Raw genomic sequence first — 13,080 nt, 5'->3', positions numbered from 1 at the left:
AAAAACAACAATAAAAAACCATGGAGCAAACCCATGAGGCACACACTCGCCTGCACATTGGCCCTGCTGCTAGCCGCCCCCGCCAGCCAAGCCTACGAGCTGTACAACCACAACGGCACCACCCTCAACGCCGAACTCGAAGCCCTGTTGGGTGTTTTCCACAGCGACGAAAGCTTCAACCAGGCCGGCAACCGCCAGCCGGGCAGCAGCGCCTGGCAGGAGGGCTACGCGAAATACGGACTCAGCGGCAGCCAGGCCCTGGCCGATAGCGGCGCGCTCTATGGCGCCTTCAACCTGCTCAGCTCCGCCACCTGGGGCGATGGTGATGCCGCCGGGCTGACCCTGGGCGACGAGCGCCGTACCGCCATCGAAGACCTGTACCTGGGCTGGCGCTCGGCCAACCTGTTCCCGGCACTGGGCGAAGACGGCGTGGACATTTCGGCTGGCCGCCAGGTGGTCACCCTGGGCGACGGCTTCCTGATCCAGGGTGACCCGGTCAACCTCGGCAAGGTCGACCTGGGTGCCAACTTCGACCGCGGTGGCGCCTACTACCTGGCCGCACGCAAGGCCTTCGACCGCACCGCCGTACTGCGCCTGGGCGGCAAGCAGGGCTGGCGCGGCGACCTGATGTGGCTGAAGTCCGACAACCATTATCAGGCCGATACCTCAATGGCAGTGGCCAACCTGGAGCATGTCGGCGACAACGGCACCGTAGGCCTCAGCTGGATCCGCGGGCTCGACGTGGACCAGCGCTATGCGCAGCTGCTGGGCCTGGAACACCGCGACGGCATGGACACCGCCAGCCTGCGCGGGCGCGGCAACCTCGGTGTGAAGGACCTGGAGCTGGCCGCCGAGTACGTCACTCAGGACAAGACAGGCGGGCGCGAGAACGCCTGGTACCTGGAAGGCAACTGGACCTTCTCCGAACTGCCCTGGACCCCCACCGCCACCTACCGCTACAGCCGTTTCTCGGAAGGCTTCGACCCGTTGTTCTATGGCCTGAGCCGTGGCTACGGCACCTGGTTCCAGGGCGAAGTGGCAGCCAACTATGCCGGGCCGTTCAACAAGAACAGCCAGGTGCACCACGTGGCGCTGAAGGGCAAGCCACGGGACAACCTGACAGTGGGCGCGCTGTATTTCGACTTCGATACCCTGGACACCGACCAGGGCAACCTCGGCGGGCGGGAGCTGGACCTGTATGTGGAATGGATGGTCAACGACCACCTGCTGATCAGCCCGGTGGTCGGGTTCTACAAGCCGGAGCGTAGTGCTGCGACTGGTGGTACGCAGCTGGGCGGGCGGGATACCGGGACCTATATGCAGTTGATTGTCGGGACCTTCTTCTGATTTGAGATCCAGGGGCTGCTTTGCAGCCATCGCCGGCAAGCCAGCTCCCACAGGTACAGCGCAAATTCTGGGTTTTGTGCAGTACCTGTGGGAGCTGGCTTGCCGGCGATGGGCGAGGGTGTCAGAAATTTTGTGTTCGGGCATAACATGAGTAAGAGGTGCATGTATGCCAACCAAAAAAAAACCGCTCCGAGAGTTACCAAAGGTTCCGAAAGAGCTGCTGGAACAGTTTTCCGCTGTTCCGCTGATGACCGCAGAAGCCATCGAAGAAGCCTCTGCGGCATTCAAGAAGGCGCTGATAGAGCGAGCCTTGAATGCCGAACTGGGTCATCATCTGGGCTATCCACCGGGCGCGCAGCGCCCGGTGGATGAAACCAACCAGCGAAATGGGAAGAGCGGCAAAACGGTACTCACTGGTGATGGCCCGCTAAGGCTGGATATCCCTCGTGACCGGGATGGCAGCTTTTCGCCCATTTTGATCCCCAAACATGAGCGCCGTTACACCGGTTTTGACGACAAGATCATCGCCATGTATGCCCGCGGTATGACGGTCAGAGAAATCCGTGCCTTTCTCTCCGAGCAGTATGGAACAGAGGTCTCGCCCGACTTCATCAGTTCCGTGACCGACGAGGTCATGGAGGAGATTGGCGCGTGGCAACAGCGGCCTCTGGAGCCGATGTATCCGGTCATTTTCTTTGATGCTCTGCGGGTCAAAATTCGCGAAGAAGGCTTGGTTCGCAATAAAGCGATCTACTTGGCACTGGGCGTTTTGCCAGATGGAACGCGCGATATTCTTGGCATCTGGATTGAGAACACCGAAGGTGCGAAGTTCTGGATGAAGGTATTCAATGACCTCAGGACGCGCGGCGTCGAGGATGTGCTGATTGCCGTAACCGACGGCCTCAAAGGCATGCCGGAAGCGCTCAGTGCAGTATTTCCGGAGACGACACTGCAGACCTGCATCGTCCACCTGATCCGCAACAGCCTCGCTTATGCGGCCTGGGACAAGCGTCGAGCCTTGGCCAAGGCTCTCAAACCGATCTATCAGGCCATCAACGCCCAGGCGGCTGAACAGGCACTGGATGAGTTTGAAAGCGGGCCTTGGGGCACGCAATATCCAACAGTGGTGACTGCCTGGCGACGGGCGTGGGATCGAGTGATTCCGTTCTTTGCTTTCCCACCGGCCATCCGGAAGGTGATCTACACCACCAACGCCATCGAGAGTATCAACGCTCAGCTACGCAAGATCATCAAAACCCGCGGTCACTTCCCGAACGACGACGCGGCGACCAAACTGATCTGGCTGGGGCTGCGCAACATCACAGCGAACTGGGGGGCAGCGGCGCATGACTGGAAAAGTGCGATGAATCAATTTGCGATTCTGTACGGAGATCGGTTCATCAGGCCAACCTGGTGAAATCAAGGCCTGCCGGGCGGCAGGCCGTTACCGGCCCGCACACAAAAAACCTGACACTCCCCGATGGGCCGCAAAGCGGCCCCGGCGATATCAAGCCAACCCCTGCTCCAACACCCACCGCCGCACCATGACCTGCTGTTCAACCGCCAGCCCTGACAACACTGCCTCGACTGGCCGGCCACTGCGTATTTCCCGCACCACCGGCGCCAACTCCACCCCCTGCAGATGCCACACCCCCAACGGCTGGTCCGCCGTCACCACCACCTCGGCCGCATCCACCAGCCCATCACGCAGTACAGGCCGTCGCTCAACCCGAACTGCCTGCCAATCCGCCGCCAGATGCAATGGCTGCGCATCCGGCCAACCTTGGCGCTGCCCCCAGAATGCCTGCCCTGCCCACCCCTGCTCCTGCGTGTAGAAATCCCGGCCAATGCGAGCAAAGCGCAAGAACAGCTGCTCGACCCGTTGCTGGTGAAACTGCTGCGCCAATGCAGCTCGCTCGGGCTTGCGCAGCAAGGTGTTGATCACCACCGGTGCCTGCAACGCCGAAGACAGCGACTGAAAGATCCCGTTGCCCGACAGCGGGTCAACCGCCATCGCCGCATCGCCCACGCGTATCCAGTCCGGCCCAACACATTCACCGGCAAGAATGGCGGTACTGCTGCGCGCATGCACCTGCGCGGGCAGCAGCGCCTGGGCGTCGAACAGTTCTGCCACCAGCGCGCTGCGGGCACGCCGCGCTGCGCAGTAATCGGCCAACCCGGCTTTGCCCGGCAGCCCGGCGGCATCCAGGGTGACCTGCCAGTAACAGCGGCCATCTTCCAGGCGCGCCATCCACGCCCAGCCATCCTCCAGGCTTTCTACCGCTGACGCCGGCTTGCCCGGAAGACTCTGCCAGCCGCTCAGCAGGCTGACCGTTTCCGGTCCGCGCCGGCGGTCTGCGGCCAGTGGGGCCTGGCGCCCGCGGGCTTCAACCAGGAAATCGGCCGGTAGTACTTGCCCATCATCCAGCCGAACGGAATGGCCGTCCCCGGGCACAACCTCGCGCACCCGGCCTTCGACCACGCTCACTCCCGCACGCAGAAGATCGTCGCGCAGCGCGCGGTCGAAGCGTTGCCGGTCGAGTAGAAACTCCTGGTTCATCTGCAAGTGCTGGCCGTTCCAGTGCACCTGCCGGTTAGCGGGCATCGCCGCCTGGCTCAAGGCGCCACCGAGCCCCGCGTTGCGCAAGCCCTCAAGCACCCGTTGCGATACACCTTCAACTGCAGCGAACCGGCGCCATTCGGAAACGACCGTTACCGCGTACCCCAGGCGCCGCAACCCAATCGCTGTGGCCGCGCCTGCCGGCCCAGCACCCAACACCACAATGCGCGGCTCAGGCATGGCTGGCCCCTCGTCGCTCGGGGCCGATAAATGCTGCGTGATGGCGCAACCAGTCATGAACCTGATGCCGGTCCAGCCCCGGCTGTTCATGCAGCAGGGCTGCAATCCTCCCGCTCACGGCCGCACAACCCAGGCTCGCGCCCGCGCTACCCGCCGCCCCTACGTAGCCACCAAAATCCGCCTGCCGGGTACCCAGCCACGACCATTGCCCAGGTGCGCAACGGGCATCGCCAGTGACACGAATCACCCCCTCATAACTGGCCGGGTACACCGCTGCGCCCTGTGCCGGGCTGGATGCGCACAACAGCACGCCCGCCGCCAGCGCCTCGGCGCAGGCCTGATGCAGCACCGGCCGATCCTGCTGCAACCCCAGGCTCAGGTTGACCAGCGTAGCGCCGGCTTCCACCAGCCACAGCAGCGCGGCCGCCACCTGCAATGCGCTGGTGCTGGCCTGGGCGCCGAACACCTGAGCTACCAGCAGCGGCACCGGGCCGGCCGCACGTTGCAAGCTGGCAAGCACCGCGCTGCCGTGGCCGAGTTGGTCGGGCAGCATCGCGCCTTCACGCAACTGGCCGTCTTCCAGCCAGAAACGCCGGGCATCTATTGCACCATTGGCTTGCTCTGGCGAGCAGCCACTGTCGATAACGCCAATCCGCAGATCAGTGCCCATGCCTGATCACCTCCTGCGGCAGTACCTGCAACTTGCCGTCCGACAAGTGCAGGTGCAGATCCGCATCGGCCAGGGTCGAGGCGCGGTGGCTGATCAAAATGCGCGTGCGGCCGGCGAACAGCTGGTCGATAGCCGCAATCACTTCACGCTCGGTGGACTCGTCGACTGCCGACGTGGCTTCGTCCAGCACCAGGATCGCCGGCGCTTGCAGCACCGCGCGAGCGATGGCGATGCGCTGCTTCTGCCCACCAGACAGTTGCTGGCCACGCTCGCCCAGCAGGCCGTCCAGGCCCAGCGGCAGGCTCTCGACCAGGCTGTCCAGTCGCGCCAGGCGCACCACCCGCTCCAGCTCCGCACGGCTGGCCTCGGGCACGCTGTAGGCCAGGTTCTGCGCCAGGGTGCCGCGGAACAGCACGATGTCCTGGCTGACCACGGCGATACTTCGACGCAGCGCGGCCAGGTCCAGTTCGCGCAGGTCGGTGCCGTCCAGCAGGATGCGCCCTGCGTCAGGGTCGTAGAAGCGCTGCAACAGGTCGATGAGGGTCGACTTGCCCACGCCAGAGGCGCCGCTGATGGCCACCTTCAGCCCCCCCGGCACGCACACCTGCACGTTGTTCAGCACGGCGCCCTGGCGGCCTGCATGGCTAAAGCACAGTGCTTCCAGGCGCAGTTCGCCCGGGCCATCGGGCATGGGTTGCGGGTTGGCCGCCGGGCGCACGGCCACGGCCTCCTGCTTGAGCTCCATCACCCGCCCCAGGCTCACTGCCATGCGCTGCACCGCCACGTACAGCCCCAGCAGGCTTTGTACCGGCCCCACCGCCATGCCCATGTAGGTTGAAAAGGCGATCAGCGCCCCCAACTGCCAGGTCCCCTGGATCACCCACCAGCCGCCGACCAGGAACGCGCAGGCGCGACACCATGAGGTCAGCGTACCGGGGATGGCCTGGGTGAAGAATTCGGTCACCTGCACCTTCAGCAACTGGCGCATGTAGCCCTGCCCCAGCTGGTCCAGGCGCCCTGCCTCGCGATCTTGCTGGCCGGCGGCCTGGATGAACTTCATCGCCGGCAGGGTTTCGACCAGGAACGACGACACATCCGCCGAGCGCTCGCGCAGGCTGCGCACTTCGCGCTCCACCTTGCGCCGCATCCAGCGCAGCCACAGCACCTCGATCGGGATCAGCAAGGCCAGCAGCAGCGACAGTTGCCACGAGAGCATCAGCATCAATGCCACCGCACCGACCAGGCCGATCACCGCCGACACCGCCGAAAACAGCGAGTCCACGGCAAAGCGCTGGATCTCCGCCACATCGCCATCCAGCCGCGAAAGAATGTCACCGGTGCGCCGCCGGCCGTAGAACGTTGGCGACAACTGCTGCAGGTGACGGTAAAGGTCATCGCGCAGGGCAAACAGGATGCGCCCCGACAAGCGAGTATGCAGGTAGCGGTTGACCCCGGCCAGCACGGTGCCCAGCACACCGGCGCCGATCATGATCGCCGCCATGTGCCAGAGCGTCTGGTAGTCCTTGGCCAACAGGCCTTCGTCGATCAGCGTCTTGACCAGCCAGGGTTGCGCCAGTGCCAGCAGCGAGGCGCCCAGCGACAGGCCCAGCAGCACGCCGATGGCGCGGCGGTGGGGTCGGACGAAACCATACAGCCAGGCTAATGCCTGGCGCATGAGTACAGGGTCGCTGGAGTCCACCAGCCTTGCGAACAGGCCGCCCATGTCAGCTGCGCAACTGTTTGAGCTTGCGGTACAGCGTCGCCCGGCTGATACCTAACGCTTCGGCAGCAGCGGAAACGTTGCCCTGGTGGCGCGTCAACGCGGCGCGAATCAGCTCCAGCTCGTTGTCCTTGATGCTGCCGGAAGGCGCCGTTGCGATGGCCAGTTCGTCCAGCAGGCAATCGGTCAGGTGGTCAAGGGTCAGCAACAGCTCGCCATCTTCGCGCATGGCCAGTGCCGTGCCTACCACCATCTCCAGCTGGCGGATATTTCCGGGCCAGTCAAAACCTTCAAGCAACCCAGCCAGGGCCGGGTCCAGGCTGACGCCCTTGGCGCCGGACTTGTCCAGCAAACCCTGGATGATTGCAGCCAGGTCATCCCGTTCGCGCAGGGCCGGCAGGCGCAACGACACGCCATTCACCCGGTAGTACAGGTCTTCGCGGAAGTGTTGCTCCTGCACCAGACGCTTGAGGTCGCGGTGGGTGGCGCAGATCAGCGCCACGTCGATGTCCTGCTCGTCGCCCGCCCCCAGCGGCGCCACACGGCGCTCCTGCAGAACCCGCAGCAGGCGCGCCTGCAGGGCCAGCGGCATGTCGCCGATTTCGTCGAGGAACAGCGTGCCGCCCTGGGCCTGCATCAACCGGCCGACCATGCCGCCCCGGCGCGAACCAGTGAAGGCTCCTTCGCGGTAGCCGAACAGCTCGGACTCGATCAGCCCTTCGGGGATCGCCGCGCAGTTGACGGCCACAAACGGTTTGTCGGCGCGCGGGCTGGCCTGGTGCAAGGCGCGGGCTACGACTTCCTTGCCGGTACCGGTCTCGCCCAGCAGCAACACCGGCAGGCCGTTGCCCAACCCCTGGCGTGCCATGCGCAGGTTGCGCGCCAGGCGCGGATCACCCCCGGCCAGGGCATCAAGTGCGGGTGCTTGCCTGCTCAGCGTAGGCTTGCTCGCCGGCGGACTGCCGTTGACCCGGCCATGGCGGGGCAGCTGCAGAGCGCGGAAGTAGAACTCGCCCTTGGCCGTCTGCACGCTGCTCACCCCGCCCTGCCACAGGCGCGCGATGAAGGCCGGCGAACGCTCGCCGAGCAGGTCGGTGCTGTGCCGGCCGATCAGTTCATGGCGCGGCACCTGCAACAACTGGCAGGCACTGTCGTTGGCCGCCAGCACTTCGCCGTCCAGGCTCAGTGCCAGCAGCCCCTGCCAGGCGCTGTTGAGGTATTGCGGGCGGCTGTGGAACGCCAGCACCAGTTGCTCTGGGTGGCACAGGCCGAACAGCCGGCTTTCGATGTTGCCGGCGGCCAGCATCAGCGTTGTCAGGCTGTCCTGCGGCTGCGCCATCACCCCTTCGCGGGTGATGTCGAGCACGCCGATCACCTCGCCCCGCGGGTCGCGCAAGGGTACCGAGGTGCAGGAGAAGGGGCTGAGGCGGTCGAGGTAGTGCTCGCCGCAGTTGATCAGCGTTGGCCGGCCTTCGACGACCGCCGTGCCGATGGCGTTGGTGCCACGCAGTGTTTCGCTCCAGCAGCTGCCGGGCTGCAGGTCACGCAGGCCCTCGCGGCTGAGCACATGGGTCTGGCCCTCGATGGCCAGCACGTTGGCCTTGGCGTCGCCGAGGATGATGATGCCGGCCTGGCCCTGGCGCGCGACCAGGTAATCCAGTTCGGGGGTGACCGCGTCGACCAGCAGGCGGTTGCGCTCGAGCAGGGTGCGCAGGTCATGGCCTTGTTCCAGGCCCAGGCCGACCTGCTCGCCTTGCAGGCTGTCCAGGCCATGGCCCAGGCTGCGGCGCCAGGAGGCGTCGATTTCGTCGCGCAGCATGCCCAGCGGCAGCTCGCCTTCGCTGGCCAGCTTCAGGCGGGCCTGGCGGGATTCGTGCAGCGGGTCTTGGGCGTTTGTTATTAGTTGTCGCGCCATTTGCTACTCCGGCTGTGCCCCGCAAGGTGGCGGGAGACGGGCTTGGGAATTTTCCGCAGTGTGCGGGAGAAATGGCTGGGCGTCATCTGGTTGATGGATTGGGGATGGCTGGGGGTGTATGGCTTGGGTTTTGGGTGGGGGCTGAAATCGAGCGCCGCCCACGCGGCGCATCGCGGATAAATCCGCTCCATTTGTTGCAACGTGGCCATGCTTGTGAGGCCATGGTTGTCAGCCGGTTTGCAAGACTCAAGACATGCACCAGGGCAGGCAACCATGGCGTAACAGGTTTGGCACGTTGCAACAAATGTAGATACTCTGTTGGCGGTCAAGCTTTTCTGAGGTGTTCAGAGCTGAAAAGCTTGGCCGTATCAAATGGCACATCCCCGCGCATGCATGCCCAGATACCTGTCAGGTATTTGCGCATGACAGCGGCGATAGCTTGCATTTTTTTCTTGCCTCTACCGATCAGCGACTCGTAAAAGGCCTTTGCATAAGGGTCACAGCGCACCGCAGTCAACGCTGGCATATACATGGCTGCGCGTAGATACGCATTCCCACTCTTACCGAGCCGGCCTGGCTTGTCGATGCTTGTTCCAGATTGTGTCTGTCGAACATCCAGCCCCGCATGGCGTGCTACCTGAGAGGACTTGAGCAGTTCAGGCAGTGTGGTCAATTCAGCCAAAGCTGCAAGTGCCGTAACTTCTCCTATTCCGGGGCCTGCGAGTAGTTGCTTGTATTGCTGGGTGAGGGTTGGACATTGGGCGATCAGTTCGCGTCCTGCTTTACGAAAGCGCTCAATGCGAATGTCCAGGGTGGCAATCGCCTCCTCCTGATCCTCGATCAAAATAGAAATGGTCGTAGCGGTCGCCTGCAGTGCATGCAGCTCATTTTTCGCCCTGGTGCGGTGTCCTACCAGCCGATTGATGTGCCGACCGAGGGCCCTGAGCTCAAGCTGTACAGGGCTTGGCGGTGTCCACAAGCGCGGCGTCATACGCTCGCCGTACTCGGCTAGCAACTGAGCATCTATTGCATCAGTCTTGCTGTTGACCAGCATGAGCTTGGCGAAGTTATGGAAACTTTTGGGGTTGATGACTGAAACAGGAAGGTCGGCCGCATGCAGCTCAAGCGCGAGGTCCAAATAATAGATCCCCGTGGCCTCCATCACGATCGTCTTGGGTTTGAGGGCCTGCAGTTTTTTCACCGCTGCCTTGCGGCCAGCGGGTGTCTGGGCGATGTCCCATTGCCCGACAGGGCGCCCATCTTTACGCACCCCAGCAATCGAAGTACGCGAACCGATATCCACGCCAACACAGACACTCATTCTTCCCACCGCATGTGAGTTAGGTAACAATGGCCTCCGGTTCCCCGACCTCGAAATTCATGCCGCTGCAACCTTGTAATGCGAAGTCCGACTAGTCGGCTTCTCGATACTCTTCGTAGTGGGCAATGAGGCGGGGGACCTCTCTACATACAAGGTCAGGGCAAGCCTGCCTTCAGGAGCGATCGGTCTCCCCGGAAGTGCTTCTCGAACCTGACCAGAATAACCTCTCTCGTCAGGGTCAGACACAACATACAAGGAGCGGATTTATCCGCGATGCGCCGCGCGGGCGGCGCTCGATCTCACAGGCGCCAAATCTCTATCGCCAGGCGCTTAGAGACCCAAACCGCGCTTAGACCGACACCACCCTCCCCCGCCCAGCCAACTGCTGCCGTTCAACCCCATCCAGCAACGCCTCCACCACCGCCTTGGCCGAATCCAGCCCATGGTCATTGCTCAACAACAGGTCACGGCAGGTGCCCTTGGCCAGTTCCAGCGCCTTGAGATTGGTGGCAAACGCCCCTTTCAGCAGCGTGGACAGATGCACCAGCGCATCTTGGTAGTCCACTCCCGAACGTACGGCAAACAATGGCGGGTGGCTGCATTCACAGGTGGAAAAACTGGAGGCCGCCGTGGTGGCGCGTGCGGGAGGATCAGGTAAGCCTTTTGTCATTGTGTCGCTCCTTGATTCACTGGAGCCGCCACACAACGTGACCAAACGAATGGGTGGCGACTGTACGCGGGTTGGTCAACCGGGAATCAAGGAAACCGGCGCGCACGGAGGCGCCCCACGCACAGCCGCCATGAAACGAAACAGCCGGGCACAAAAAAGCGCCAACTGTATCGCAGAGCGGGCGCTTTTGCGCCTTGATGATCGCGGGTGACCAAACCCGGCTGCTGGATTTACAGCAGCTGGGAAAGCCTACCGGGGTGAGGGAAGGCTTTCAAGGCTGGCGGACTTTCAGAAACAATTCTGTTGGCAGGATCGGCCTATTTGTGGTGCCACAGGGGCATGGCTCGGGCAAGCGTCAAGGCCTCCAGGTGCCTGGCATGAGAGGTTCAGCGCCTACAAGATCGAGCGCCGCCCGCGCGGCGCATCGCGACCAAGGTCGCTCGTACATTTGTTTCGGGCCAATCATTCCTGAGGCATTAGCGCGCGACCCTTTGTTTGTTCCCTCCGATATCGAGGCAGGCGCCAAAGTGCGTGCGCGAATGGCGCAGGACTCACTGGCCCCAAACAAATGGAGCGACCTTGGTCGCGATGCGCCGCGCGGGCGGCGCTCGATCTCAGACAGCAGGCAAAGCTGCGCCGGCTCATTTGTGGTGTAGCCCACCTCCGCCTCCAGCAGCCTCTGAAACTTGATGAACTTGAACACCCCGGCACGGTGCCTTCCCGAGTAAGTATTCTTGGCGTTTGTCACGATGGTCAGCCCTACCGGATTCGCACTTCAAGCGCAAAGGTACTTACAGCGAATATTACAACTGCCACTTTTGATAGTTGAACCGCAATGCCTCCCCCGCTTACGCTTGCCTTCACGAAGGAGATCAGCATGCCTAATAGATTAATTGTTCCCACGGATGTCAGTGCGAAGGTAGTGGAGGCGACGCAGAAAAATCTTGTCCCGCGGATTATGAACTACAGCGCTTATGGGGGTACAGACAGCACTGAAATCAAGGGAACTAGTGTTTGTTTCAATGGTGAGCTTCTCCTCGGAGGCCTCTACCTTCTGGGTGCGGGCTATAGAGCATACAGCCCAAGTCTTATGCGCTTCTACTCAGCTGATAAATTTAGCCCATTCGACCTAGGCGGAATTAATTGTTACGCCTATTGCTCAGCAGACCCAATAAATTTTGTTGACCCGAATGGGCAAGCTAAAATAAGACGGATTGCACACACGCCAAAAACAACCAAACCGATTGAATTTTCAAATGAGCCAACGAAGCCCACTATCGAGCAACAAGGACAACAATCGCGCGTCACCAAAGAATATAGAAGAGCGTGGTACAAGAAGAACGCCAAGCACGCCGCAGAATATAGAAAAAAATACAATCAAAGCGTTGGTCTTACGCATAAAAACGCAGACCCGCGAATTACTACGCGCGGGAAGCCAACCTTGACTGTAGCCGAGGCAAATACGCTATTTGACTGGCTCATTGACGAACGCAGCATATTCGAGCACTTAGATGAGAAATGGAGCCGAGTAGCTAGATACATCGTGGTCGAGTACAGGCTTGAAGGAAAAAACCCATCAAACGGTCTTAGAAAGGCCTTTCCCAACATGCCTGAAGGCAATATTCATAATATGGCTTACTCAGTAGCTCGCTACATAAATCAAATCAGAAATATATCGGCAAAAAATTTAAAATAGCCGTTACTTCGCACACCGCAAGTCCGCACTGCCTCTTTGCGGGTAAACCCGCGAAGAGGCCTTCGAAATCAATCAAGGCTGCTGATTCTGACTCAAGAACTTGTCCACCGTAGCCTTCCCCGCCCCCGCATCCCCCGCCACCTGCCACAACCGCCGTTCAATCCCCTGCGCCAGCAAATGCCCCACTGCCGACTCAATCGCCGACAGCACGCAGAGCTGCGCCGGTTCGTTGGTGGTGTACCCCACCTCAGCCTCCAGCAACTTCTTGAACTCGATGAACTTGAACACCCCGGCACTGCGCCCGACCGAGTAGATGGTCTTGCTGGTCATCACGTTGGCCAGCACCTGCCCGGTACGCACGTCCACCGCCCGCAGGTTTACGGTTACCTGGTCCACCCGATATTCGCGGGAGATGTCGATCCCCAGGTAACGCGCACCCTCGCCGCCACTGCGCACGTTGGTGTCATAGGCGATGATGCCGCCTTCGAGCATCAGGTTGGCAGCCTGCAGCGGGGGCAGTTCGCCCATGATGTTTTCCGCTACATCAGGCTTTTTCTGCGAAGCACGGATGATCTTGCGTTCGGTCAGCAGGTTCTGCAGGCCCTCACGCTCCAGCACCACGAACCAGCCGCTGGCGCTCAGGGCATCCATCAGCATGCTCGCCGCGCCCTGGGTGACGCTGGTGGAGAACGAACTGGCCGGGGTTGGCTTGTACTGGCCGGTCTGGTCGCGGAAACCGTACACCACCGCCATCAGCCGGCCTTTGGGGCGTGGCATGTTGATCAGGTCATAGTAGGTGGAGGCGCGCGGGGTCAGGGTCGGGGTTTCCGAGTCCTGTTCGGCCGACATGGGTTCGCGCAGGCTGCAACCACTTTGCAGGCCCAGGGCGGTGAGGATCAGCAGCGTGCTCAGCAGACGTTTCATGGTGTTCTCTCCCCAAC

Annotated in this window: 10 protein-coding genes and 1 pseudogene; 3 read left to right on the top strand and 8 right to left on the bottom strand. The window is 62.0% G+C overall.

All coding sequences use genetic code 11. From position 1 onward, the window contains the following. Nucleotides 1–33 precede the first annotated feature (33 nt). Both AC5O5I_RS12430 and AC5O5I_RS12425 read left to right on the top strand, forming a co-directional pair. Complete coding sequence (locus AC5O5I_RS12430) at nt 34–1,347, top strand: alginate export family protein (RefSeq protein ID WP_172286587.1); 1,314 nt, start codon at nt 34–36, stop codon at nt 1,345–1,347. Nucleotides 1,348–1,513: 166 nt separating this feature from the next. Further along, complete coding sequence (locus AC5O5I_RS12425; protein ID WP_494511211.1) at nt 1,514–2,764, top strand: IS256 family transposase; 1,251 nt, start codon at nt 1,514–1,516, stop codon at nt 2,762–2,764. 90 nt (nt 2,765–2,854) lie between these two features. On the opposite strand, the gene qhpG is transcribed toward AC5O5I_RS12425, so the two are convergent. The 7 genes and pseudogenes from qhpG to AC5O5I_RS12390 form a co-directional block, all read right to left on the bottom strand. Next, complete coding sequence (gene qhpG / locus AC5O5I_RS12420) at nt 2,855–4,147, bottom strand: flavin-dependent monooxygenase QhpG (protein WP_494512652.1); 1,293 nt, start codon at nt 4,145–4,147, stop codon at nt 2,855–2,857. Beyond that, nucleotides 4,140–4,817 carry a subtilisin-like serine protease QhpE gene (gene qhpE / locus AC5O5I_RS12415; RefSeq protein WP_172286589.1) on the bottom strand — a complete coding sequence of 226 codons (678 nt, stop codon included), beginning with the start codon at nt 4,815–4,817 and terminating at the stop codon, nt 4,140–4,142. The genes qhpG and qhpE overlap by 8 nt, the downstream gene beginning before the upstream one ends. Continuing rightward, nucleotides 4,807–6,540 (bottom strand): ABC transporter ATP-binding protein, encoded by a 1,734-nt coding sequence (locus AC5O5I_RS12410; RefSeq protein WP_172286590.1) that lies wholly within the window; start codon nt 6,538–6,540, stop codon nt 4,807–4,809. The genes qhpE and AC5O5I_RS12410 overlap by 11 nt, the downstream gene beginning before the upstream one ends. 1 nt (nt 6,541) lies before the next feature. Next, nucleotides 6,542–8,452 (bottom strand): sigma-54-dependent Fis family transcriptional regulator, encoded by a 1,911-nt coding sequence (locus AC5O5I_RS12405; protein ID WP_494512651.1) that lies wholly within the window; start codon nt 8,450–8,452, stop codon nt 6,542–6,544. A 325-nt stretch (nt 8,453–8,777) separates the two neighbouring features. Then, the gene (locus tag AC5O5I_RS12400) at nt 8,778–9,773 is read right to left on the bottom strand and encodes an IS110 family RNA-guided transposase (RefSeq protein WP_494511495.1); all 996 of its coding nucleotides are present in this window, start codon (nt 9,771–9,773) and stop codon (nt 8,778–8,780) included. 349 nt (nt 9,774–10,122) lie between these two features. Then, complete coding sequence (locus AC5O5I_RS12395) at nt 10,123–10,359, bottom strand: hypothetical protein (protein WP_494512757.1); 237 nt, start codon at nt 10,357–10,359, stop codon at nt 10,123–10,125. A gap of 691 nt (nt 10,360–11,050) precedes the next feature. Next, nucleotides 11,051–11,200, bottom strand: a pseudogene (locus AC5O5I_RS12390) (CsgG/HfaB family protein); the annotation flags it as partial. A gap of 120 nt (nt 11,201–11,320) precedes the next feature. Between AC5O5I_RS12390 and AC5O5I_RS12385 the strand changes: the two are divergent. Further along, entirely contained in the window at nt 11,321–12,139 is an 819-nt protein-coding gene (locus tag AC5O5I_RS12385) for an RHS repeat-associated core domain-containing protein (RefSeq protein WP_494512650.1), read from the top strand. 72 nt (nt 12,140–12,211) lie between these two features. On the opposite strand, the gene AC5O5I_RS12380 is transcribed toward AC5O5I_RS12385, so the two are convergent. After that, nucleotides 12,212–13,063 carry a CsgG/HfaB family protein gene (locus AC5O5I_RS12380; protein WP_494512649.1) on the bottom strand — a complete coding sequence of 284 codons (852 nt, stop codon included), beginning with the start codon at nt 13,061–13,063 and terminating at the stop codon, nt 12,212–12,214. Between the last annotated feature and the right edge of the window lie 17 nt (nt 13,064–13,080).

The organism is Pseudomonas sp. 9_2_1 (genome assembly GCF_059295275.1).
This window is presented reverse-complemented; position numbering and strand designations above follow the sequence as displayed.